20 protein-coding genes are annotated in these 22,622 nt (G+C 68.9%); 6 read left to right on the forward strand and 14 right to left on the reverse strand.

Annotated features, from left to right (window positions below):
* The coding region (gene purL / locus ACFE64_RS02855) for a phosphoribosylformylglycinamidine synthase subunit PurL (RefSeq protein ID WP_375390944.1) at positions 1 to 1,904 on the forward strand (1,904 nt) is incomplete at its 5' end.
* 161 nt (positions 1,905 to 2,065) lie between these two features.
* Here purL and ACFE64_RS02860 read toward each other — a convergent pair.
* The 8 genes from ACFE64_RS02860 to ACFE64_RS02895 all read right to left on the reverse strand — a co-directional run bounded on the left by ACFE64_RS02860 (position 2,066) and on the right by ACFE64_RS02895 (position 8,081).
* Complete coding sequence (locus ACFE64_RS02860) at positions 2,066 to 2,491, reverse strand: Hpt domain-containing protein (RefSeq protein ID WP_375390945.1); 426 nt, start codon at positions 2,489 to 2,491, stop codon at positions 2,066 to 2,068.
* A 68-nt stretch (positions 2,492 to 2,559) separates the two neighbouring features.
* Positions 2,560 to 3,906, reverse strand: coding sequence for a ribosome biogenesis GTPase Der (gene der, locus ACFE64_RS02865; RefSeq protein WP_375390946.1), 1,347 nt, complete (start codon positions 3,904 to 3,906; stop codon positions 2,560 to 2,562).
* Between the two features lie 31 nt (positions 3,907 to 3,937).
* Positions 3,938 to 5,260: a PQQ-binding-like beta-propeller repeat protein gene (locus ACFE64_RS02870; protein WP_375390947.1), complete on the reverse strand. Its 1,323-nt coding sequence runs from the start codon at positions 5,258 to 5,260 to the stop codon at positions 3,938 to 3,940.
* The gene (locus ACFE64_RS02875) at positions 5,257 to 5,958 is read right to left on the reverse strand and encodes a tetratricopeptide repeat protein (RefSeq protein ID WP_375390948.1); all 702 of its coding nucleotides are present in this window, start codon (positions 5,956 to 5,958) and stop codon (positions 5,257 to 5,259) included. Before ACFE64_RS02875 ends, ACFE64_RS02870 begins: the two co-directional genes overlap by 4 nt.
* A gap of 60 nt (positions 5,959 to 6,018) precedes the next feature.
* Positions 6,019 to 6,897 carry a 3-methyl-2-oxobutanoate hydroxymethyltransferase gene (gene panB, locus ACFE64_RS02880; RefSeq protein ID WP_375390949.1) on the reverse strand — a complete coding sequence of 293 codons (879 nt, stop codon included), beginning with the start codon at positions 6,895 to 6,897 and terminating at the stop codon, positions 6,019 to 6,021.
* Positions 6,898 to 6,929: 32 nt separating this feature from the next.
* Complete coding sequence (locus ACFE64_RS02885) at positions 6,930 to 7,367, reverse strand: hypothetical protein (protein ID WP_375390950.1); 438 nt, start codon at positions 7,365 to 7,367, stop codon at positions 6,930 to 6,932.
* A gap of 69 nt (positions 7,368 to 7,436) precedes the next feature.
* Complete coding sequence (locus ACFE64_RS02890; RefSeq protein ID WP_375390951.1) at positions 7,437 to 7,721, reverse strand: DUF427 domain-containing protein; 285 nt, start codon at positions 7,719 to 7,721, stop codon at positions 7,437 to 7,439.
* A 9-nt stretch (positions 7,722 to 7,730) separates the two neighbouring features.
* Positions 7,731 to 8,081 (reverse strand): arsenate reductase, encoded by a 351-nt coding sequence (locus ACFE64_RS02895; protein ID WP_375390952.1) that lies wholly within the window; start codon positions 8,079 to 8,081, stop codon positions 7,731 to 7,733.
* Positions 8,082 to 9,195: 1,114 nt separating this feature from the next.
* On the opposite strand from ACFE64_RS02895, the gene ACFE64_RS02900 reads away from it, so the two are divergent.
* The 4 genes from ACFE64_RS02900 to ACFE64_RS02915 all read left to right on the forward strand — a co-directional run bounded on the left by ACFE64_RS02900 (position 9,196) and on the right by ACFE64_RS02915 (position 14,000).
* Positions 9,196 to 11,238, forward strand: coding sequence for an NAD(+) synthase (locus tag ACFE64_RS02900; protein WP_375390953.1), 2,043 nt, complete (start codon positions 9,196 to 9,198; stop codon positions 11,236 to 11,238).
* Positions 11,239 to 11,323: 85 nt separating this feature from the next.
* The gene (locus ACFE64_RS02905; RefSeq protein ID WP_375390954.1) at positions 11,324 to 12,190 is read left to right on the forward strand and encodes a CDP-alcohol phosphatidyltransferase family protein; all 867 of its coding nucleotides are present in this window, start codon (positions 11,324 to 11,326) and stop codon (positions 12,188 to 12,190) included.
* A 1-nt stretch (position 12,191) separates the two neighbouring features.
* Positions 12,192 to 13,283, forward strand: a complete 1,092-nt coding sequence (locus tag ACFE64_RS02910; protein ID WP_375390955.1) for an inositol-3-phosphate synthase — start codon at positions 12,192 to 12,194, stop codon at positions 13,281 to 13,283.
* Between the two features lie 6 nt (positions 13,284 to 13,289).
* Entirely contained in the window at positions 13,290 to 14,000 is a 711-nt protein-coding gene (locus ACFE64_RS02915) for an NTP transferase domain-containing protein (RefSeq protein ID WP_375390956.1), read from the forward strand.
* On the opposite strand, the gene ACFE64_RS02920 is transcribed toward ACFE64_RS02915, so the two are convergent.
* Positions 14,001 to 15,617, reverse strand: coding sequence for an alkaline phosphatase D family protein (locus ACFE64_RS02920; protein WP_375390957.1), 1,617 nt, complete (start codon positions 15,615 to 15,617; stop codon positions 14,001 to 14,003). It abuts the gene before it with no gap.
* A gap of 77 nt (positions 15,618 to 15,694) precedes the next feature.
* Here ACFE64_RS02920 and ACFE64_RS02925 point away from each other — a divergent pair, with 77 nt between their 5' ends.
* Complete coding sequence (locus ACFE64_RS02925) at positions 15,695 to 17,617, forward strand: CocE/NonD family hydrolase (RefSeq protein WP_375390958.1); 1,923 nt, start codon at positions 15,695 to 15,697, stop codon at positions 17,615 to 17,617.
* 13 nt (positions 17,618 to 17,630) lie between these two features.
* Here the strand turns inward: ACFE64_RS02925 and ACFE64_RS02930 are convergent, their stop codons facing one another.
* From ACFE64_RS02930 to tal, 5 genes are all read right to left on the reverse strand, one after another.
* Positions 17,631 to 18,731: an acetamidase/formamidase family protein gene (locus ACFE64_RS02930; RefSeq protein ID WP_375390959.1), complete on the reverse strand. Its 1,101-nt coding sequence runs from the start codon at positions 18,729 to 18,731 to the stop codon at positions 17,631 to 17,633.
* A 68-nt stretch (positions 18,732 to 18,799) separates the two neighbouring features.
* Complete coding sequence (locus tag ACFE64_RS02935; protein ID WP_375390960.1) at positions 18,800 to 19,546, reverse strand: HAD-IIB family hydrolase; 747 nt, start codon at positions 19,544 to 19,546, stop codon at positions 18,800 to 18,802.
* A 4-nt stretch (positions 19,547 to 19,550) separates the two neighbouring features.
* On the reverse strand, positions 19,551 to 20,363 hold the full coding sequence (locus tag ACFE64_RS02940; protein WP_375390961.1) for a Cof-type HAD-IIB family hydrolase: 813 nt from the start codon (positions 20,361 to 20,363) through the stop codon (positions 19,551 to 19,553).
* A gap of 130 nt (positions 20,364 to 20,493) precedes the next feature.
* On the reverse strand, positions 20,494 to 21,513 hold the full coding sequence (gnd, locus tag ACFE64_RS02945; RefSeq protein ID WP_375391009.1) for a phosphogluconate dehydrogenase (NAD(+)-dependent, decarboxylating): 1,020 nt from the start codon (positions 21,511 to 21,513) through the stop codon (positions 20,494 to 20,496).
* Complete coding sequence (gene tal / locus ACFE64_RS02950) at positions 21,510 to 22,619, reverse strand: transaldolase (protein WP_375390962.1); 1,110 nt, start codon at positions 22,617 to 22,619, stop codon at positions 21,510 to 21,512. Before tal ends, gnd begins: the two co-directional genes overlap by 4 nt.
* Between the last annotated feature and the right edge of the window lie 3 nt (positions 22,620 to 22,622).

Genomic DNA, 22,622 nt, shown 5'->3' on the forward strand with positions numbered 1-22,622 from the left:
GCGTCGGCGGCATCCTGCGCGACGTGTTCACGATGGGCGCGCGGCCGATCGCCAATCTCAACGCGCTACGCTTCGGCCGACCCGATCACCCGAAGATGCGCCACCTGATCGCGGGCGTCGTCCGCGGCATCGGCGGTTACGGCAACTGCGTCGGCGTGCCCACGGTGGGCGGCGAGGTGAACTTCCACCCGGCCTATGACGGCAACATCCTGGTCAACGCGATGACGGTCGGCGTCGCGGATCAGGATCGGATCTTCTATTCGGCGGCGTCCGGCGTCGGCAACCCGATCGTCTATGTCGGCTCCAAGACCGGCCGCGACGGCATCCACGGCGCGACCATGGCGTCGGCCGATTTCGGCGAGGACGCCGACGCCAAGCGACCGACGGTCCAGGTCGGCGATCCTTTCACCGAGAAGCTGCTGATCGAGGCGTGCCTGGAGCTGATGGCCTCCGACGCGATCGTCGCCATCCAGGACATGGGCGCGGCCGGCCTCACCTCCTCCAGCGTCGAGATGGCGTCCAAGGGCGGCGTCGGCATCGAGCTGGTGTTGGACGCCGTGCCGCAGCGCGAGGCGGGGATGACACCCTATGAGATGATGCTGTCGGAAAGCCAGGAGCGGATGCTCATGGTCCTGAAGCCCGGCCGCGAGGCGGAGGCCGAGGCGATCTTCCGCAAGTGGGAACTGGACTTCGCGGTGATCGGGCGAGTGACCGATACGGGCCGCATGGTGCTTCGGCACCAGGGGGACGTCGTCGCGGATATTCCGCTCGGCCCCCTCACCGACGCGGCGCCGCTCTACGATCGCCCGCACGTCCCCACGCCGCCGCCTGCGCCGCTGGCCGACGTGCCGCCCTGTCGCGACATCGCCGCGGACCTGCTCGCGCTGATGGGCTCGCCCGATCTCGCCAGTCGGCGCTGGATCTGGGAGCAGTATGATTCGATGGTCGGCGCCGACACCGTCCAGCGCCCGGGCGGCGACGCCGCGGTGGTGCGCGTCCACGGCACGGCGAAGGCGCTCGCCATGACGACCGACTGTACGCCGCGCTATTGCGCCGCCGATCCGGTCGCGGGCGGCCGACAGGCGGTGGCGGAGGCGTGGCGCAACCTGGTGGCGGTCGGGGCGAAGCCGCTGGCGCTCACCAACTGTCTCAACTTCGCCAATCCCGAGCGGCCGGAGGTGATGGGCCAGCTGGTCGGCTGCCTCGACGGGATGGGCGAGGCGGCGCGCGCGCTGGACTTCCCGGTCGTGTCCGGCAACGTCTCGCTCTACAACGAGTCCAAGGCGACGGGCGGCGGCTCCGCCATCCTGCCCACTCCCGCGATCGGCGGCGTCGGCCTCATCGCCGACTGGGCGAAGAGCATGACGATCGCGTTCAAGGGCACCGGCGATATTGTGCTGGCGGTCGGCACGCGGCGTGGCGAGCTCGGCCAGTCGCTGTGGCTGCGCGAGGTCCACGGCCGCGAGGAAGGCCCGCCCCCGACCGTCGATCTCGACGCGGAACGCGCAGCGGGCGGGTTGATCCGCCAGGCCATCGCGGACGGCCTGCTCTCGGCCGTGCACGACGTATCGGACGGTGGGGTCGCGGTCACCATCGCCGAGATGGCGCTGGCCGGCGGCATCGGCGCGATGATCGACCGCAAGCAGCCGTTCGACTGCGCGCGCAGCTTCTTCGCGGAGGATCAGGGCGTCTACATTGTCACCGCACACGATCACGCGCTGGTGGACTTCCTCGGCGCCGCCCATGCCGCGGGGGTCGAGGTCGAACCCATGGGGCGGACCGGCGGCAAGCGCCTGATCTTCGAGCGCCCGGACCGCGACGACGTGGTGACGCTCGATGCCCTGCGCGCGGCCCATGAGGGCTTTTTCCCGCAGCTGATGGGGGCGGATGCCGCGCTGGCCTGAGCGCCGGGTTCTGCCAAACGCTCGAAAAATGCCTGCGAGTGGTTACGTGCAGCTCAACTCGATGACGAAATATGACAAGTCACAGGCCGGCGCCGCGCCCAACCTGAAAGGCGGGGAGTAGCGGTCGTCATGCCGGCCTCGCGCCGGCATGGCTCGACGGCTCAGCCCACCGCCGCCTTGCGTCCGAATCCGCCACCGCCCATCGGCTTGCGCGCGACCAGCGGATTTGCCTCGCGTTCCAGTAACTGGAGCGTTTCGGTGAATAGTGTCCGCAGGCGGACGATCGGCTCCAGCGCTTCGTCGGGCGTGTCGTGCGTCTCCACGCAGTCGCGCGCGATCGTCTCGATCTGCTCGGCGAGCGCCGCCAGCGGCTCCGCGCCGAACTGGCGCGACTCGCCCTTCAGCGTATGCGCCGGAATCACCATCGCCGCGGCGCTCTTGCCGCGCATCGCCGCCTCGATCGCCGCCACGGATTTGACGCCGTCCTCGCGGAAATAGCCGAGAATGCGGACGAAGCCCGCGCCCAGCTCGCTGCGCGCCTGATGGAACGCGGCCCAATTCACCAGATTACTGCCCTCGAACGACACGTGCCCCTCCGGTCTTTACTGGGCGTGAAGCGTCCGCACCTAGCGGAAGAGCGTAAACGGATAGTTGCTTACCGATCGAACGGGTTGCGCCCGCTCCGCAACGTCAGCCGTACCGGTACCGCCCCGAAACCGAGGTCGCGCCGGAGTGAGTTGACCAGGTAGCGCTCGTAGCTGGCGGGCAATTGGTCGACGCGCGTGCCGAACAGCACGAAGGAGGGCGGCCGCGTCTTCACCTGCGTGACGTAGCGCAGTTTGATGCGCTTGCCGCCGGGCGCGGGCGGCGGGTTCGCCTCCACGGCGCGCTCGAACCAGCGGTTCAGCTCGCCCGTGCCGACCCGCCGCGACCAGGCCTCGCGGATCTCGAACGCGGCCTCAAGCAGCTGGTCCAGGCCCTTGCCCGTCGCCCCCGAGACGGTGAGCAGCGCCACGCCCTTCACCTGCGACAGGCCGTCCTCCAATGCCTTCTTGACCCCATTGAACAGCGCCGACGCGTTCTCGGCCACGTCCCATTTGTTTAGCGCGATCACCAGCGCACGGCCTTCGGCCAGTACGCGGTCGGCGATGCGCAGGTCCTGCGCCTCCAGTCCCAGCGTCGCGTCGAGCAGCAGCACCACTACCTCGGCGAAATCGACCGCGTGAAGCGCATCGGCGACCGACAGCTTCTCCAGCTTGTCCTGCACCTTGGCGCGCTTGCGCATTCCGGCGGTATCGATCAGCCGGACCTGCCGGTCGCGCCACCGCCAGTCGATCGCGATCGAGTCGCGCGTGATGCCCGCTTCGGGGCCGGTGATGAGCCGGTCCTCGCCGATCATGCGGTTGATCAGCGTCGACTTGCCCGCATTGGGCCGTCCGACGATCGCGAGCTTGAGCGGCGCGTCGGGACGGTCGTCGTCCTCCGCCTCCGCCTCCGCTTCGCCGCCGTCGAGATGCGGCAGCAACGCCTCGAACAGATCGGCCATCCCCTCGCCATGTTCCGCGGACAGCAGAACCGGATCGCCGAAGCCGAGCCGCAGCGCCTCCAGCGCGCCCTGGTCGCCCGCGCGCCCTTCCGCCTTGTTGGCGGCCAGCACGATCGGGGTCGTCGAGCCGCGCAGCCACCGCGCGATCTCCTCGTCCAGCGGCGTGACGCCGGCACGCGCGTCGACCAGGAACAGCGCCACGTCCGCGGCCGCGACCGCCGCTTCGGTCTGCCGCCGCATCCGGCCGGGCAGCGATGCTGCGTCCTCGTCCTCGTACCCGGCGGTGTCGATGACGCGGAAATCCAGTCCGAGCAGGTGCGAGTCGCCTTCCCGCCGGTCACGCGTCACGCCGGGGCGGTCGTCGACCAGCGCCAGGCGCTTGCCGACCAGCCGGTTGAACAGGGTCGACTTGCCGACATTGGGCCGGCCGATGATCGCGACGGTAGGACGAGGCATGCGGCGACCCTAGCCGACCCGCGTCGTCCCGTCACTTATAGGCGGTGATCCGGCCCTTCTGGTCCAGCGTATAGATCGTCGCGTTCGCCACGATCGGCGGCAGCGTGAACGGGGTCTTGCCGTCCACCACGGTGCCCAGCTTGCCGTCCGTCGGGCTGACATAGGCGATCTGCCCGCGCGAGTTGGTCAGGATCAGCCGGTTGCCCGCCAGCACCGGACCGTACCACAGGATCGGGCCGCGCTTCTTCTTCTCGTTGGCGAAGTGCGGGAGCTGCGCGATCCAGCGCGCTTTGCCGCTGGTGCGCGACAGGCAGATCAGCCGCGCGTCGTCGGTCGCCACGAACAGCCACTCGCCCGCCAGCCAAGGCGTCGAGATGCCGGCGATATTCTGCTCCCACAACCGCTGCCCGGTGCCGAGCTCCAGCGCCACCATGCGCCCGCCCTGCCCGACCGCGTAGACCCGCCCGGAATCGACCACCGGATCGGCGTCGACGTCCGACACGGACGAAACCGAGGTGGAGATGGAGGTGCGCGACAGCGCGTCCTGCCACAGCACGCGGCCGTTCTCGTACCGATAGGCGTTCAGCTCGCCGCTGGAAAAGCCGGCGATCACCGATCCTTGCGCGGCCGCGGGCGCGGCGACACCGAACACGCCCTGGTTCTCCGCCGTGCCCTGCGTCGTCCAGCTGACCGAGCCGTCCGCCTGGTTGAGGGCGAAGAGCTGGTTGTCCTGGCTCAACACGTAGACGACGCCGTTGGCGATCGTGGGGCTGCCGCGCAGCGGACCGCCGGGATGCACCTTCCATAGCTGCTTGCCGTCGGCGGCGGTCAGCGCGGCGACGTCGCCCAGCCCGTCGGTCGCGTATACCTTGCCGTCGTCATAGCTGGCGCCGCCGCCGAACCGCGACGGCCGGCCCTTCTTGCCCTCGGCGAGCGGCGTGCTCCACAGCGCCGCGCCGGTCGCGGCGTCGAAGGCGTAGACCACCGCATCGACGTCGACCACGAACAGCTTGCCGTCCGCGACCACCGGCGTCGCCGCCAGCCGGGCGCGATCGGAGCCGCCGTCGATCGCCGCGGTCCAGACGCGCGCGGGCGCGTCGCCGAGCGTCAGCTGACCGAGCGACTTGGCGGCGTTGCCGCCGGACTGCGTCCAGCTGTCGTTGGTCGTGGCGGCGGGGAGGACGATCTGGACGGCGGCGATCGACGGGTCGGCCGCGATCGCGTTCTCCGACACGAGGATCGGCACCCGGTTGCCGACCGTCGGCGTCTTCTTGGGAGCGCCCTTGAACACGCCGCAGCCGGCGAGCGCGAGCAGCGCCGCGGCGACCAGCGGCTGCCGGAAAGTGGACATCATGGTCGGGGAGTCACTCCAGGACTGGGGGCGGCATCGACGCCCATCATGCTCGCCATCTGAACCGCGCGTTGACGAAGCGAGGCGGGCACGCCGTCGGTCCGCGCGATCTGCCCGAACATCCGCCCGGCGAGGTCGCGGCGGTTCTGGCGGAGATAGGCGATCGCGGTCAGCTCGCCCGCGGTGCCGAACCACGGATTGCCGGCAACGGCGAGCGGGCGCAGCCGCTCGATCACCGTCTGCGGCGGCAGTCCGTCGAACTCGATCGTGGTCTGGCGGATGAGGGCGAGGTCCCGGAACGGCTGGCCGAGCGATCCGTCCGCGGCGACCGCGGCGAATCTAGCGGCGGCGCCCTTGGCGTCGTTCTTCTGCAGCAGCAGGTCGGCCTGGGCGAGCGCGGCCAGCGCGCGATAGCCGTCGCGGCGAGAGCCGGCGAGGCCCGTCAGCGCCGCGCTCGCCTGCGATGTCTGACCGGCGGTGATCTGGTCGTAAGCGGCCTGCAGCTGCTCGCCCTCCACGCCCGCGGTCTGCTCCGCATGGTTGCGCCACCACAGCCAGCCGCCGAACAGCGCCAGCGCGATCAGCACGGCGGCGACGCCGAGCCGGCCCCAGCGCCGCCACGCCGCCACCAGCTGATCGCGGCGCAGCTCGTCGTCGACCTCGCGCAGAAAGGCTTCGTTGGTGGCGGGCGGCTGGGCCAATGCGGGCTCCGGTGAGGGGGAAGCGGCTGCCTTAGCCGCGGCCGGCACGAAACGAAAGGGTCACGCCCGTGGCGCGTAGGTCTGTTCGGGTCCGGGAAAGGCGCGACCGCGTACCTCGGCGGCATAGCGCCCGGCGGCGTCGCCGATCCGCGCGGCGAGATCGTCGAACCGCTTCACGAAACGCGGCGTGCGCTCGAACAGGCCCAGCATGTCTTCCGCTACCAGCACCTGTCCGTCGCACTGCGCGGACGCGCCGATGCCGATCGTCGGGCAGTCGATCGCGCGCGTGATCTCGATCGCGATCGGCTCGACCACGCCTTCCACGACGACCGCGAACGCGCCGGCCTCGGCCACCGCGCGCGCGTCGCCGACGATCTTGGCGGCCTCCGCCTCGCTGCGCCCGCGCGCGCCATAGCCGCCGAGCATGTTCACCGCCTGGGGCGTGAGCCCGACATGGCCCATCACCGGGATGCCGCGCTCCGACAGGAACGCGACGGTCGGCGCCATCGCCGCGCCGCCCTCCATCTTCACCGCCGCCGCGCCGGTCTGCTTGAGCAGGAACGCGGCGCTCTCGAACGCCTGGGCCGGCGACGCCTCGTAGCTGCCGAACGGCATGTCGATCACGACGACGGCATGGAAGCTGCCGCGCACCACCGCCGCGCCGTGGGCTGCCATCATGTCGAGCGTGACGGGGACGGTCGACGGCAGCCCGTAGACCACCTGCCCGAGCGAATCGCCCACCAGCAGCAGATCGCAGTGCGGATCCAGCAGCTGGGCGGTCCGCACCGTATAGGCGGTGAGCATCACCAGCGGCTCGCCGCGGCCGTCCGCGATCTCCGCCTTGCGCCGCTTGACGGCGGGAACGGTGAGCCGCTTCATCGGCGCGGACACCGGTGTCGCGCGGCTCGTCGAGCTGTCGATGGTGTAGGTGGTGGACATCCGCCTGGTCTACGCGCCGCGGCCGCGCCGGGCTAGCCGGTCCAGCCGCGCCGGGCCGCCTGCCGCGACAGCCAGAGCTGGCCCGACGCGATCGCGGCGACCACGATGGGGAACCCCGCCGCGGTCGCGACGCCCTTGTGCGCGATCAGGTCGGTGGCGGCGAACATATAGCCGAACATGATCACGACGGTGAGGAGCGCGACCACCGCCAGCGCCGTCGCCGCCCGCGATCGCGCCAGCAGCGCGGCCGCGCCCATTGTGCCGCTCAGCACCGCCACCACGAAGCATGGGTTATACCAGGTCGGCAGCGAGGCGTAGAGCGTCCGGTCATAGGCGGTCGCCGACCCCATCGCGTCGGCGCCGAGCCGGAGCTGCTGCACGCACGAATAGCAGCCGAGCAGCCCCCACAGCAGCAGCGCGACCGCGGCGGCGAGGAACCAGCCCGGCGCGCGATGTCGAACTCCAGCCATGCCGTCCTCCCCATGCCCCCGCCGAATGTGCGCGGATGGGCCGCGCGTTGCAAGCGCGGCGCGCCGGGCTCAGCCGGCGACTTGGACGCCCTTCCAGAAGGCGTAGCGGCCCTTGATCTCGGCCGCGGCCGGCTTCGGATCGGGATAGTACCAGGCGGCGTCCGGGTTGCGCGCGCCATCCACGACCAGCGTCTTGTAGCTGGCCTCACCTTTCCACGGGCAATGGGTGTGCGTGCCGCTCTCCTCCAGCAGCGACGCGTCGATGCTGTCGGCCGGGAAATAGTGATTGCCTTCGACCACGACGGTGTCGTCCGATTGCGCGATCACGGCGCCGTTCCAGCGGGCGGTGGGCATGGTTCTCTCCTATGGCGTGAGCGCGTGCGCATAGCGTTCCGGCTTGAAGCCGACCAGCAGCGTGTCCCCGGCGGTCAGCACGGGCCTTCTGATGGTGGAGGGATGCGCCAGCATCAGCGCGACGGCGCGCCCGGTATCGAGGCTGTGCGTGGCGCTGTCGGGAAGCCGGCGGAAGGTCGTGCCGGCCCGGTTCAGCAGCGCCTCCCAGCCGAGCCGATCGACCCAGCCGGTCAGCTCCGCCTCCGGCACGCCGGCGGTGTTGTAATCGTGAAACGCGTAGGCGACGCCCGCCGCGTCGAGCCAGGCGCGCGCCTTCTTCACCGTGTCGCAGTCTGAAATCCCATGTAGACAAAACCCCATTCCCATCCCCTCCTGTGGCTGCTTGCGCCCAGTTGCGGACATTCGGCGGGGGCGGACTTCGCACGGCTGGCTTCCCAGTAACGTAATTCTAGGCAACTCGGCCAGCATAAACATCTACAATTCCACTATCCGGATGTCATGTCCTAGCAGCGTTCGCCCATCTCAATCCAAACAACGCAGCAATCAAGACTAACGACATTATGGCTGCTGCAATTAGCAGCGTCTCAGCGAAGGACTTCATCTGTGCTAGCCGCCGAAACGCTTGGCCGCCTGTGAACACGCTATCGTCGAAGTTTAGGGCAGATTCCTGCGGCTGTTCGGAGTCAAATGCGATAGGAACATGGCCTTTAGAGCTGGCGTAAACGTAGTATGGATCATCGGAACGATCCGGACCCAGAAGCTCATCTCCCATCAGTTGTATTGACCCGCCATGTTCCGGCGCAGGCGCGGAGTAATGGTACCTGACGCCAAGAGTACACGGGCCGCTCCTGCCACATCCAGCGACGTAGATGCTGTCAACGGTCCCATCGGCGCGCCCGCCATGCTGCTGTATCGCAACCAGCTTTCGGTAGGGTAGATAGTCAGAGAAAATAATTATGGCGAAAACCGCAAGCATTACGACGACATAGACTCCAATCGCCTGTGCCTTTTTCCCCCTGTGAGACTCGATGGGTGGATTTGACTTCAGCGAGCGTTGTGCTCGCCACATTACGGCGAGAGTGGCTACGAGGACGGCCAAGAGGACCGCCCAACCAGTGTGACCAACATGCATGGTGCGCCTCAGACGACCTAGAACGACGCCGCCTAGGCGTGTACCTGGTCATATTTAGCTCATCCAGGTAAAGGATCGGCTAAACTAAGCAGCACAAATAACGGAAGGCGGACGTCCGCTAACCACCACAAGCGGACATTAAGCGCCCGTCGAGCTTCCGCGCACAACCGTGTGCGGTTGCTTGCAGTTGCGGATGCCGTACAGGGTCGCCGTCATGCCGGCCTTGTGCCGGCATCCGCGCCGATCGCAACCCGCGTTCCGAGCCGCTGAGCGCGTCGCCGACGGTGGATGCCGGCAGATGGCCAGCATGACGAGGCAGGGCATGTGCGTTATGACACACCCATGTCTCACCCGTTCTATTCGATCCACAGCCACGGCATGATCCGCGTCGCCGCCGCGACGCCGGCCGCGTCGGTGGGCGATGCGCTCGCCAATGCCGACGCGGTGATCGCGCTGGCCCGCGCCGGCGATGCGGACGGCGTCGACCTGATCGTGTTTCCCGAGCTCTGCCTCACCTCCTACGCGATCGACGACCTGCACCTGCAGTCCGCCCAGCAGCGCGCCACGCGCGACGCGCTGTCCCAGGTGGTCGCGGCCAGCGCCGACCTGCGGCCGTTGCTGCTCGTCGGCGCGGCGCTGGCGCGCAATGGGCGGCTCTATAATGGCGCGGTCGCGGTCGCGCGCGGCCGGGTGCTGGGCGTCGTGCCCAAGACCTTCCTGCCCAACTACCGCGAATATTACGAGAAGCGCTGGTTCGCCTCGGGCGCGGGGCTGACCGGCCTCACGATCGACATCGCCGGGGAGGCGGTGCCGTTCGGAACCGACCTGCTGTTCGCCGCCGAGGACGTACCCGGCTTCGTCGTCCACGCCGAGATCTGCGAGGATTACTGGGCGCCTACCCCGCCCTCCACCGCCGGCGCGCTGGCGGGCGCGCTGGTCTGCTGCAACCTGTCGGCGTCCAACATCGTCATCGGCAAGGCGCGGGAGCGGGCGATGCTCGCCGCGGCGCAATCGGCGCGCGCGGTGTGCGCCTATGCCTATGCCGCCGCCGGCCCCGGCGAGAGCACGACCGACCTCGCCTGGGACGGCGAGGGCCTGATCTACGAACTGGGCGAGCAGCTCGCGGCGTCCGAGCGCTTCACGTCGGGCGACATGGTGGTCGCCGACATCGACCTGGAGCGATTGGCGCAGGAGCGGATGCGGTTCGGCACCTTCAACGACGCCGCGGCGCTCGCCGGACAGCCCGAGACGCGCTTCCGCCGGATCGGTTTCCGCCATGCGCCCGCATACGCCGATCTGGGGCTCCGCCGCGCCATCCGCCGCTTCCCGTTCGTGCCGAACGACCCGGAGAAGCGCGACGCCGACTGCTACGAAGCCTACAACATCCAGGTTGAGGCGCTCGCCAAGCGGCTCGCCACCACCGGGCGCGGCAAGCTGGTCATCGGCGTCTCGGGCGGGCTCGATTCGACGCACGCGCTGATCGTCGCGGCCAAGGCGATGGACCGGCTCGGGCAGCCGCGCACCGACATCCTCGGCTTCACCCTGCCCGGCTTCGCGACCGGCGAGGGCACGCGCGGCGCCGCCTGGGCGCTGATGCGCGCGCTCGGCGTCACCGCCGAGGAGATCGACATCCGCCCCGCCGCCCAGGCGATGCTGGCGACGATGGGTCACCCGGCCGCGCGCGGCGAGCCGGTCTACGACGTCGCCTACGAGAACGTGCAGGCGGGGCTGAGGACCGACTATCTCTTCCGCCTCGCCAACCAGCGCGGCGGCATGGTGCTGGGCACCGGCGACCTGTCCGAGCTGGCGCTCGGCTGGTGCACCTATGGTGTCGGCGACCACATGTCGCATTATGGCATCAACGCCGGCGTTCCCAAGACGCTGATCCAGTTCCTGATCCGCTGGGCGATCCGCACCGGCCAGTATGACGCGATGACGAACCAGGTGCTGGAGGGGCTCCTGACGCAGGAGATCTCGCCCGAGCTGATCCCGGCGGATGCGTCCGGCGCGCTGCAGAGCACCGAGGCGAAGGTCGGTCCCTATGCCCTGAACGACTTCTTCGCGCATTACGTACTCCGCCACGGGCTGGCGCCGTCGAAGATCGCGTTTCTGTGCTGGCACGCCTGGCGCGACGCGACCGCGGGGCGCTGGCCGCTGGATTTCCCCGCCGACGCGCGCACGGCCTACGACCTGCCGACGATCAGGCTGTGGCTGCAGCGGTTTCTCGTCCGTTTCTTCCAGGGCTCGCAGTTCAAGCGATCGGCGCTGCCCAATGGGCCCAAGGTCTCGGCGGGCGGCGCGGTGAGCCCGCGGGGGGACTGGCGGGCACCATCGGACGGCACCGCGCGGGCGTGGCTCGACGAGCTCGCCGCGCATCTGCCCTGAATGACGGCTTTACGGCAGCCGATCCGGCGGCAAACGCGCCCCCTCGCTTGCAAAAGCGTCGAGGTGGCTGCAATGTGAAGTTCTGATGACAACGCCTCCCCCGGATGGATCGCGCGATCGCCGGATCGAGGATCCATCGAACCGACTGCTGATCCACCCGTTGGCGCAGACGCTCGTGCCTTGGGCGATACGGTGGCGCATCCCCGCCAACGCCGTGTCGCTGGGCGGGCTGGCGCTCGGCATCGGCGCTGCTGCCTGTTTTGCGCACTGGACGCAGGCTGGGCTGGTAGTGCTCGGTTTTGCGCTCGCGCTCGGCTGGCTGGTGGCGGACGGGCTCGACGGCAAGGTCGCCCGCGCGACCGGCACCGCCAGCGCGCTCGGTCGCTTTCTCGACGGGGTGTGCGATCATCTGATCTTCATCCTCATCTACGTGGCCATCGCGTGCACGATCGGCACCACGCAGGGCTGGACGTTGGCGGTCATCGCCGGGGCCGCTCATGCCGTGCAGGCGTCGCTGTACGAGGGCGAGCGCTACCGGTTTCACCGCCGCCTTCGCGGGCAGGCGCTGGTCGCCTCGCCCGTGCCATCCCCTAATCCGCTGGTCCGCGGCTATGACGCGCTCGCGGGCAGCATCGATCGCCTCGGCCGCCCGTTCGAAGCCGCGCTCGCCGCCGCCCGCGATCCGGCCGGGTTCGGCACAGCCTATGGCCTGCTCGCCGTCGCCCCGATGCGGCTGATGATCCTGTTGTCGGCGAACACGCGCGTCCTCGCGATCGCGCTCGCCTGCCTGCTCGGAAGCCCCGCTCTCTTCTGGTGGTTCGAGATCGTGCCGCTGACCGCCGTCGCGATCGGCGGCATGGTCTGGCACCGCCGTGTCGAACAGCATTTCACGTCCCGGTCCCGCCTCCAGGTGAGCGACCGGCCCTCCCTTGATCGCATAGGAACCGCCTAGAATGTCCCAGATCCGCGTGGCCGTCGTCGGCATCGGCAACTGCGCCTCCAGCCTCGTCCAGGGCCTGGAGCATTATCGCGAGGGCGCCAACGACACGGTTGGCCTGATGCACTGGGACATGGCCGGTTATCGCCCGAGCGACATCAAGGTCGTCGCCGCCTGGGACGTCGATCGCCGCAAGGTCGGCAAGGATGTGGCGGAGGCGATCTTCGCGAAGCCGAACTGCACCGCCATCTTTGCCCCCCACGTCCAGCCGACCGGAACCGTCGTGCGCATGGGCGCGGTGATGGACGGCATCGCCGAGCACATGGACGAGTATCAGGAGGATCGCACCTTCGTCGTCGCCGGCGCCGATCAGCCGAGCAAGGCGGAAATCGTCGCCGAACTCAGGCGCTCGGGCGCCGAGGTGATGATGAACTACCTCCCGGTCGGTTCGCAGAAGGCGACCGAGTTCTACGCGGAGTGCGCGCTGGAGGCCGGCGTCGCCTTCGTCAACAACATCCCCGTCTTCATTGCGTCCGACCCTGCCTGGGCGGCGCGGTTCGAGCAGGCGGGCGTCGCGATCATCGGCGACGACATCAAGGCTCAGCTTGGCGCCACGATCGTCCACCGCGTGCTGACCGATCTGTTCGCCAAGCGCGGCGTCAAGCTGGATCGCACCTATCAGCTCAACACCGGCGGCAACACCGACTTCCTGAACATGTCCAACCGCCATCGGCTGACGTCGAAGAAGATCAGCAAGACGGAGGCCGTGCAGTCGGTCGCGGCCGAGCGGCTCGCCGACGAAAACGTCCATATCGGCCCGTCCGATTACGTGCCGTGGCAGAACGACAACAAGGTCTGCTTCCTGCGCATGGAGGGGCAGCTGTTCGGCGGTGTGCCGATGAACCTGGAGCTGCGCCTGTCCGTGGAGGACTCGCCCAATTCGGCGGGTGTCGCGATCGACATGATCCGCTGCGCCAAGATCGCGCGCGACCGGGGGCTGAAGGGCGTGATCGATCCGGCCAGCGCCTATTTCTGCAAACACCCGCGCCAGCAGATGACCGACGACCTGGCGTACGACGCCGTGGAAGCCTTCATCAAGGCCGCTTGAGCTCGCATGATCGACACCGCGGTCCTGCTTGCGGCCGGCGAAGGCAGCCGGTTGCGGGCCTCCGCGCCGATCAAGCCGCTGTGCCCGGTGGCGGGCCGGCCGCTGATCGATCATGCATTGTCCGGGCTCGCTGCAGCGGGAATGCGCAGGGTCGTCGTGGTGCTCGGCTATGCGGCAGACGCGATCGCGACACACTTGGCCGGCACCACCGCGGCGCTGCTCGTGGAGGTGGTGCGCACGCCCGACTACCTCCAGCCCAACGGCGTGTCGGTGCTGGCCGCGGCGGCCGCGTGCGGCGGTGAAGACGCGCTGCTGGCGATGTGCGATCATCTCGTCTCGCCCGCGCTCTACGCCCGCGTCGCGGCGGCGAGCGCGGGCGACGGGCTGACGCTCGGCGTCGATCGGCGGCTGGCGCATCCCTGGGTCGATCCGGACGATGTGACCCGGGTGCGGACCGAGGGCGACCGCATCGTCGCGATCGGCAAGGGGCTGCGCGACTACGACGCCCACGACACCGGCGTGTTCGCCGTCGGCCCGGCGCTGTTCGCGGCGCTCGCGACCTTGCGCATGCCGACGCTGAGCGATGGCGTGCGGATGCTGGCGCAGACCGCGCAGGCCCGCTTGGTGGACTGCACGGGGCTCGACTGGATCGATGTCGACGACGCCCAGGCGCTGGCGAAGGCCGAAGCCTGGCTGGAGACCCGCCGGGCTGCGTAGCTACACCCGCCGCAACGTCGCGCCGGGATCGCCGGCGCGCACCTCGTAGGTGACGAGCGTCCGTCGTTCGAACTGCTTCGCCATCACCGTCGAGACCGCCCGATACTCCGCCCGCGCGCACTCCGGCGTCAGCGTCAGCAGGATGAAGCCCTTGGCGCGCTGGTCGCAGAACAGCACCTCGGGATTGGCCTCCTCCAGCATGCGGCCGACCGGCACGTCGGGGATCGCATCGCCGATCGACGGACTGGTGATGGCGCTCGTCCCCAGCTCCGCGCCGACGGGCACGCCATGCTCGTCGTGGAGCTGGTTGGCCCAGAAGGCATGGCTGTCGCCCGACAGCACCAGTGGCCGCGAGCCGGCCCGCCGGAGGCTGGCGTAGAGCCGCTCGCGCGCGAACGGATAGCCGTTCCAGCCGTCCAGGTCCGAGGGCAGCCCTGCCGCGCGTGCCGCCCCCGCCGCCGCGACGTTGGCGCGGTAGGCTTCCGGCACCCGCGCGAGATCGATGACGGGATCGACCACCCGCGCCATCACCACCTGATTGCCGAGCACCTGCCACGGCGTCCCCGCCTTGACCGAGGCGGCGAGCACGCCTTCCAGCCAGCGCCGCTGCGGCTCGCCCAGCATCTCGCGCGCCGGATCGTTCTGGCGCTTCACCGCCTCGGCGTAGAAGGCAGCGTCAGTGTGCTTCTCGATCTCCGTCTGTTCGGCGCGGGCGAGTAGGCGTGTCTCGACCATCGCCAGCGTCGCGAGATCGCCGAACTGGAACGACCGATTGATCGCCGCCCAGGGCTGGCCCGGGCGGGGATCGCGGATCGGCATCCATTCGAAATAGGCCTGGAGCGCTGCGGCCTTGCGCTTGCCCCAATCGCCTTCGGTCGCGGGCTGGTGGTTCTCCGCCCCGCCGACCCAGCTGTCGTTCGCCGTCTCGTGATCGTCCCACACCGCAATCATCGCCGCGCGGGCATGGGCGGCCTGCAGGTCCGGGTCCGCCTTGTAGTGCGCGTGGCGGGCGCGGTAATCGGCGAGCGTCACCACCTCGTGCGCGGGTTCGATCAGCCGGCCGATCTTCTTGCCGATCGCGCCGCCATAGCCATCCTGGCCGTATTCGTAGATGTAGTCGCCGAGATGGACGACGGCGTCGACGCGCGGCAGCTCGGCGATGGCGCGATAGGCGTTGAAGAAGCCCGCGGTGTAGAGCGAGCAGGTGACGACGGCGAACACCGCGTCCGGCGTTGCGCCGGTCGGCAGCGTGCGGAAGCGGCCCTCGGGCGAGCGCACGCGCCCGGCCACGAACCAATAGCGGTATTCCGCGCCGGGCTTCAGCGTCTTGGGCTCGGCCTTGACCGTCCAGTCGCGGCTGGCTCGCGCCTCGGCCCGACCGCTGGCGACGATGCGATCGCCGTCGGCGACATGCCAGGTGAGCGGGACGGGCGCAGCGTGTGTCGGGTCGTCGGGCGTAACCCGGGTCCACAGGATCGCTCCCGCCGGAGTCGGGTCGCCGCTGGCGACGCCGTGCGCGAAGGACAACGCGGGCGCGGGCGGCGACGCAGCGGCGTCGGCGGGAAGCGCTACGCCCGCGCCGAGCAGCCCCAGCAGCGAACGTCGGTCGATCGTCATGGCGTCTCTCCTGTTCGGCCCTTTACGCACGAGCCGGAGACCGCAACAAGACACGTGTCCATGACGGGAGAATGACGATGCGCCGTGCTTTCCTGCTGTTCGCCGCGACCGCGCTGCCTGCGAGCCTCGCCACGGCGCAGGTGACCCCCGGGCCCAAGGACGCCGGCGCACGGGCCGAGACGGCGGGCGACATCCCGGACAATTTCACGCCACCGCAGGCAGATCGCGATTACGACAAGCGCGTCGTCATGGTGCCGATGCGCGATGGCGTGAAGCTCTACACCGTCATCGTCGTGCCGAAGGGCGCGGTGAACGCGCCGATCGTGCTCACCCGCACCCCCTACAACGCCAAGGCACGCGCCAATCGCGCCGACAGCCCGTCGATGCTGGCCACGCTGCCGCTGGCGGACGAACCGTTCGTCAAGGCCGGCTACATCCGGGTCTATCAGGACGTGCGCGGCAAGTATGGCTCGGAGGGCGATTACGTCGTGACCCGGCCGGTGATCGGGCCGCTCAACCACACCAGCGTCGATCATACCACCGACGCCTACGACACGATCGACTGGCTGGTGAAGAAGGCCAACCTGCCCGAGTCGAACGGGCGCGTGGGCATGATCGGCTCTTCCTACGAGGGCTTTACGGTAGTGATGGCGCTGCTCCACCCGCACCCGGCGCTGAAGGTCGCAGCACCCGAGAGCCCGATGGTGGACGGCTGGATGGGCGACGATTGGTTCCATTACGGCGCGTTCCGGCTCGCCAACATTGCCTGGCTGGGCGCGCAGACCGGCTACAAGGGCGAAGGCAAGGCGCCGCCCACCGGCGGCTGGGACGATTACGACAATTTCCGCGACATCGGCTCGGCCGGCGATTGGGCCAGGAAGTCGGGCTACGACCAGCTGCCATACTGGACGCGCATGTCGCAGCATCCGGCCTATGACGGCTTCTGGCAGGGCCAGGATCTTGTCCGCCTGCTCGCCGCCAATCCGTCCGACGTGCCGACGATCTGGGAGCAGGGTCTGTGGGACCAGGAGGACATGTGGGGCGCCGTCCATAGCTGGGAGGCGCTGAAAGCCAAGGGCAAGCTCGGCAACAACCATCTCGTCATGGGGCCGTGGCGGCACAGCCAGATCAACCGCGTCGGCTACGAGCTCGGGCCGTTCAAGTGGGAGGGCGACACCGCCGCCCAGTTCCGCGAACAGATGGTGCTGCCGTACTTCAACCAATATCTGAAGGACGGCCCGCCGGCGACGTTGCCGGCCGCCGCGATCTACAACACCGCGGAGAACCATTGGGACCGCTTCGCCGACTGGCCGCTCGCCTGCGACGGCTGCGCCAGGGGGCTGACGCCGATCTACCTGCAGGCGGCCGGTGGGCTCGGCTTCGAGCATGCGGCGGCGGGAGGCGACAGCTACGTCGCGGACCCCGCCAAGCCCGTTCCGCATCTGCCGCGCCCGGTGAACTTCGAGGACGGGCGCTGGGGCGATTGGCTGGTGCAGGACCAGCGCTTTGCCGACGGGCGACCCGACGTGATGACCTACCAGACGCCCGTGCTCACCAAGGCCTTGCGCGTCGCCGGACCGCCGATCGCGGACCTGTGGGCGAAGACCACCGGCACCGACGGCGATTTCGTCGTCAAGGTGATCGACGTCTTCCCGTCCGAGAACGCGACCGATCCGAAGATGGGCGGCTACCAGCTCGCCGTCAGCCTCGACATCTTCCGCGGCCGCTACCGCAAGGACCCGGCGCACCCTTCCGCCATCCCGGCGGGCCGGCCGCAGGAATACAAGTTCCGGCTGCCGACGGTGAACCATATATTTGCGCCGGGGCACCGCATCATGGTGCAGGTGCAGTCCAGCCTGTTCCCGCTCTACGATCGCAACCCGCAGACCTATGTCTCGAACATCTTCTACGCCAAGCCCGGCGAGTACAAGGCGCAGACGGTAACGCTGCTGCGCGGCGGGTCGACGGCCAGCGCGGTACTGTTGCCGGTGGTGGAGTAAGGCGCTCCCGCGGTTACTTGGCCGTGAAAACCGCCTTGGGAATGACGACGTGCACCCCCTTGTTGCGGTCGACCAGCTCGGTCACCTCCACATCGCCCGCAACGCTCAGGAGCATGTAGGCGTCGTCGCGGCTCATCCCCTTCGCGACGACCAGGAAATTGACGGCATTCCGCAGCGCCTTGCGCGTGGCGTTGGACAGGTCGTCGTCGAAGCCCATCGCGATATAGGCGGTCGGCGTCTCGGCGCGCGGGTAGGTGGTGGCGAGCCCCTCCCCCGCCTTGTGCAGCACGAACTGGAACGTGCCGACCAGCGACGTCTCCAGCGCGGTGATGTCGACCTCGCCATTGCCCTGGCCGGCATGGCCGTCGCCGGCCTGGAAGAGCGCGCCGGGCGCGTGGACGGGCAAATAGAGCGTCGTCCCGGCGACCAGCGAATGATCGTCCATGTTGCCGCCGTTGATCGTGGGCGGTGCCGAGTCGTAGCGGCCGAAGGCGGGCGGCGGCGCGACGCCCATGCTGCCGAAGAAGGGGTGGAGCGGCACGCGGACGCCCGGTCCGAAGTTCGCCAGATTGGCTTTCCGGTCGAGCGGGATGATCTTGATGCGCGCGTAGGGGAAGTCGTCGGTCAGGAAGCCCGCGCCGTAGCGGAAGGCGTTGTAGGCGTAGGGGATGGCGAGCTCGATCCGCTGGATGCGCACCTCCAGCGTGTCGCCGGGCATCGCGCCCTCGATCGCGATCGGGCCGGTCAGGATGTGGCCGCCGGGGCCGCGGGCGCTCGCGGGGACGCCGTCGTAGAGCGCGCGCAGCTCGGGCTCGACGTCTGCGGGCGCGACGCCGGCCCGCTCCAGGCCGGTCGGACTGTTGGTCAGCATCGTGTGCATCACGACGGTGTCGCCGGAGCGGATCGTCAGCACCGGCTTGTCGCTCGCGTCGTAATGGCCCCAGGCGACGGTCTGCGGCGTCGCCTTCAGCTCATAGGTCTTCGCCGCGACGGGGGTGGCGAGGAGCAGCGCGGCGAGGCTGGCGAGGTCCGCGCCGATGCGCATTTTTCCCCGGCGCGGGCCGATCGCGAGTGACGGCTGCTTGCGCATGTTGCGGGCGGGCGGATTGGGCATTCCGGCAGGGTGACAGATCGGGGACAGATAGGACAGCCCTCGCCCGTCATGCAGGCGAAATCCGCCCGTCACTTGCCCCAGGCGACGATGCCGGCGATGACCGAGGCGGTCTCCTGCGGGTCGCGCACCCTCACCGTGTCCAGCCCCATCGTCTTCGCCGGATAGTCGTTACCGCCCGGGAAGATCGCGTCGCCCATGAACAGGAAGCTGTCGAGCGGGAAGCCCGAGGTGTCGCTCAGCTTGCGCAGGCCATAGGCCTTGTCGACGCCCTCGCGCGTGATGTCGATCGAGGTCGCGCCGCCCATGTTGATCGACAGTCCGGGCAGGCGCTGCTGCAGGTCGGCCTGGATCACCTTGCGCTTGGCGAAATCGGGGTCCCATTTCTCCTTGGCGTCGAGCGGCGCCTGCTGGCCGAGCGCGGAGAAGGTGATCTGGCTGCCGCGGTCCTCGACCAGCTCGCCCCAGGTCTGCACCGGCGTGAAACCGGTCGCGTCGAGCGACTGGGTAAAGGCGGCCTTGATCCTGTCCTTGGTCGCGTCGTCGAACAGCTCGGCATAGACGGCGCGCCAGCCGCGCTCGTCATAGGTGTAGAGCTTGGTGCCGGTCGTCGGCATCAGCCACAGCCGGCGCAGGTTGGCGCGCTCTGGCAGGCGGCTGGCGACCTGCTTCTCGAACTGCGGCCAGTCGCCGCCCGAGATCACCGCCACGTCGGCGACCCCGAGCAGATCGGCCAGCGCCTCGGCCATGAACGGCTCAAGCGGCTGTTTCGACGCGGCGAGCGTGTTGTCGAGGTCGAAGGCGACGAGCTGCTTCACGGGTTCAGGCTCCGATGCGGGGGAGGATGAAGGTATCGATGGCGTGGGCGACGCCGTCCTGGTCGTTGCCGGTGCTCACCGCGTCGGCCGCAGCCTTCACCTTGTCGGGCGCATTGCCCATGGCGACGCCGTAACCGGCCTGCTCGATCATCGGCAGGTCGTTGAACTGGTCGCCGATCGCGGCGGTCGCCTGGAGATCGGTGCCCAGCGCGGCCGTCAGCGCGACGACGCCCGCGCCCTTGTTGGCCGCCAGCGCGGTGATGTCGAGATAATAGGTCTGCGATTGCGCGACGGTCGCCTGGCCGGCGAATCGGGCGTTGATGCGGCGGTGCAGCTCGGCCAGCACGTCCGGCGCGTCGCTGACGAAGGTGATCTTGTCGGCGCGGTCGAGCAGGTCGGCGAAGTCGGCGCGTATCTCGGGTTCCTGATCGGACGCGATACGCTCATGATCGACATGCACGCCCTGATCGGTCGAGCTGAACCACCGGTCGTCGGCGAACACCCAGCGATCGACCGTCAGACCATCGAGGCACTCGAATACGCCGCGCGCGACCACCGGGTCGACGACATGGTGCTCGCCGATCCAGCCGTCGCGACGGAAGATCAGGCCGCCGTTGAACGCCCCCATCGGCGCGTCGATCGCGAGCGTGTCGGCGATCGGCATCATGCCCGAACGCGGACGCGCCGAAATGATCGTGAACCCCGCCCCGGCTTCGCGCAGTCGCTGCACGGCGTCGGCGGTGGCGGGGGTAAGCTGCTTCGCTTTATCGACGAGCGTGCCGTCCACGTCGGAGATGACGAGCCGGATCGGACTCACCGGCACACTCCGTCATGCCGGCCTCGTGCCGGCATCCACGCCCGGCCCGAGCGCATAACCGAATGGTTGGGCAGCAAGCCCGGATCAGCAGTGGACCCCGGCACAAGGCCGAGGCGACGGACGTCTGGCTTCACTGCGGCATCTCGACATGCCCGCCGAAGCCGAAGCGCATCGCCGACAGCACCTGATCGGCGAAGGTGTGTTCCACCCGGCTCCGGTAGCGGGTGAACAGGGCCGAAGCGAGGACGTTGACCGGCACCGCCTCCTCCATCGCCGCCTCGATCGTCCAATGGCCTTCGCCCGAGTCGGCGACCTTGCCGGAGAAGCTCGACAGCATCTGATCCTTGGCGAGCGCGGCAGCGGTGAGGTCGAGCAGCCACGACGAGATAACGGATCCGCGCCGCCAGACCTCGGCGATATCGGTGAGGTTGAGGTCGTAGCGCTCATCCTCGGGCAGCTTGTCCGACTTCTTGCCCTTCAGCACGTCGAAGCCCTCGGCATAGGCTTGCATCAGGCCGTACTCGATGCCGTTATGGACCATCTTCACGAAATGCCCCGCGCCGGCCGGACCAGCATGGATGTAGCCGTGCTCGGCACGCGGATCCTCGCCCTCCTGCGCCATACGGTTCGGGGTGCGCGGGATGTCGCCCAATCCGGGAGCAAGGCAGTCGAAGATCGGGTCGAGATGGTCGACCGCATCCTTCGAACCACCGATCATCATGCAATAGCCGCGCTCCAGGCCCCACACACCCCCGGACGTGCCCACGTCGACATAGTGAACGCCCTTCTCCGCCAGCTGTTTGGCGCGGCGGATGTCGTCCTTGTAGAAGGTGTTGCCGCCGTCAATGATGATCGTGCCCTCGCCGCACAGGTCGGCGAGCGCGTTGACGGTCTGCTCGGTCGGATCGCCGGCGGGAAGCATGACCCAGAGAATCGCAGGCGTGTCGAGCTTGCCGTGCAATTCCTCCAGCGAGGACGCGCCCTCGGCGCCGTCCGCGACCAGCGCCGCCACCGCGTCCGCGCCATGGTCGAAGCCGACGACCTGGTGCCCGCCGCGCATCAGCCGGCGGCCGATATTCGCGCCCATCCGGCCCAAGCCGATGATGCCGATCTTCATGTTCTCAGACTTTCGGTGGTGAAGGATAGTCAGGCCGCAGCCGCCGGCTGTTTCTTGGCGATCGCGCCGAGCAGGTCGTCGAACGACTTGGCGAAGGAGGCGACGCCTTCCTCCACCAGCGTGTCCGTGACGCCGTCGAGGTCGAGACCAAGCCGCTCGGCGTCGGCCAGCACCCGGCGCGCGCCCTCGACATCCTCCGTCAGCGTCTCCGTCACCGTGCCCTTCTCGCGGAACGCATCCATCGTCTTGGGCGGCATGGTGTTGACCGTGTCGGGGCCGATCAGCTGGTCGACATAGAGCGTCTCGGGATAGCTCGGGTCCTTGGTGCCGGTCGATGCCCACAGCAGCCGCTGCGGCCGCGCGCCCTTGGCGGCAAGCGCCTGCCAGCGGTCCGACGCGATGAAGTCCCGATACCAGGCATATGCCAGCTTGGCGTTGGCGATCGCCACCTTACCGCGCAGCGCCTTGGCCTCGTCGGTGCCCAGCGCGTCGATCTTCTTGTCGATCGCGGCGTCGATGCGGCTGACGAAGAAGGAGGCGACGCTCGCCAGCCGGTCGACCGGCTGCCCCTGCCGCACCCGCTCTTCCAGCCCGGTGACATAGGCCTCGGCGACGCGCCGATACGCGTCCTGCGCGAACAGCAGCGTGACGTTGACGTTGATCCCGGCGGCGATGGTGGCCGAGATCGCCGGGCCGCCGGCGAGCGTGCCGGGGATCTTGATCATCAGATTGGGCCGGTCGACTAGCTTCCAGAGCTTCTGCGCCTCGCTGATCGTCGAGTCGGTGTCGTCGGCGATGTACGGCGAGACCTCCAGGCTGACATAGCCGTCGGCGGCGTCGAGCTTGTCGTAGACCGGGCGCAGCGTGTCGGCGGCGGCCTGGATGTCCTCGATCGCCTGATGCTCGTAACGGTCGATCGTCGCCGCGCCCTCGTGATCCTTGTCATAGGCCGTCAGGCTCTGGTCGTAGGCGTCGCCATGCCCCATCGCCTTCTCGAATATGGCGGGGTTGGAGGTTACGCCGCTGAGGCTGTCGGCTTCCACCAGCTTCTTGAGGCCGCCCTCGTGCAGGAACTTGCGGTCTACGAAGTCGAGCCACACCGCGGTGCCGGCGGCGCTCAGGTCGTTGAGCTTGCCCATGAT

The organism is uncultured Sphingomonas sp. (assembly GCF_964250165.1).
Taxonomy (GTDB): domain Bacteria; phylum Pseudomonadota; class Alphaproteobacteria; order Sphingomonadales; family Sphingomonadaceae; genus Sphingomonas.

What these genes read in the sequence shown, in the direction of transcription:
- ACFE64_RS02900 (WP_375390953.1), top strand. Translation starts at nt 9,196, where the DNA reads ATGTCTCACCCGTTCTATTCGATCCACAGCCACGGCATGATCCGCGTC.
- tal (WP_375390962.1), bottom strand. Translation starts at nt 22,619, where the DNA reads ATGGGCAAGCTCAACGACCTGAGCGCCGCCGGCACCGCGGTGTGGCTC.
- ACFE64_RS02870 (WP_375390947.1), bottom strand. Translation starts at nt 5,260, where the DNA reads ATGATGTCCACTTTCCGGCAGCCGCTGGTCGCCGCGGCGCTGCTCGCG.
- panB (WP_375390949.1), bottom strand. Translation starts at nt 6,897, where the DNA reads ATGTCCACCACCTACACCATCGACAGCTCGACGAGCCGCGCGACACCG.
- ACFE64_RS02895 (WP_375390952.1), bottom strand. Translation starts at nt 8,081, where the DNA reads ATGGGGTTTTGTCTACATGGGATTTCAGACTGCGACACGGTGAAGAAG.
- ACFE64_RS02885 (WP_375390950.1), bottom strand. Translation starts at nt 7,367, where the DNA reads ATGGCTGGAGTTCGACATCGCGCGCCGGGCTGGTTCCTCGCCGCCGCG.
- ACFE64_RS02890 (WP_375390951.1), bottom strand. Translation starts at nt 7,721, where the DNA reads ATGCCCACCGCCCGCTGGAACGGCGCCGTGATCGCGCAATCGGACGAC.
- ACFE64_RS02905 (WP_375390954.1), top strand. Translation starts at nt 11,324, where the DNA reads ATGACAACGCCTCCCCCGGATGGATCGCGCGATCGCCGGATCGAGGAT.
- ACFE64_RS02915 (WP_375390956.1), top strand. Translation starts at nt 13,290, where the DNA reads ATGATCGACACCGCGGTCCTGCTTGCGGCCGGCGAAGGCAGCCGGTTG.
- ACFE64_RS02910 (WP_375390955.1), top strand. Translation starts at nt 12,192, where the DNA reads ATGTCCCAGATCCGCGTGGCCGTCGTCGGCATCGGCAACTGCGCCTCC.
- ACFE64_RS02920 (WP_375390957.1), bottom strand. Translation starts at nt 15,617, where the DNA reads ATGACGATCGACCGACGTTCGCTGCTGGGGCTGCTCGGCGCGGGCGTA.
- der (WP_375390946.1), bottom strand. Translation starts at nt 3,906, where the DNA reads ATGCCTCGTCCTACCGTCGCGATCATCGGCCGGCCCAATGTCGGCAAG.
- ACFE64_RS02930 (WP_375390959.1), bottom strand. Translation starts at nt 18,731, where the DNA reads ATGCCCAATCCGCCCGCCCGCAACATGCGCAAGCAGCCGTCACTCGCG.
- ACFE64_RS02925 (WP_375390958.1), top strand. Translation starts at nt 15,695, where the DNA reads ATGCGCCGTGCTTTCCTGCTGTTCGCCGCGACCGCGCTGCCTGCGAGC.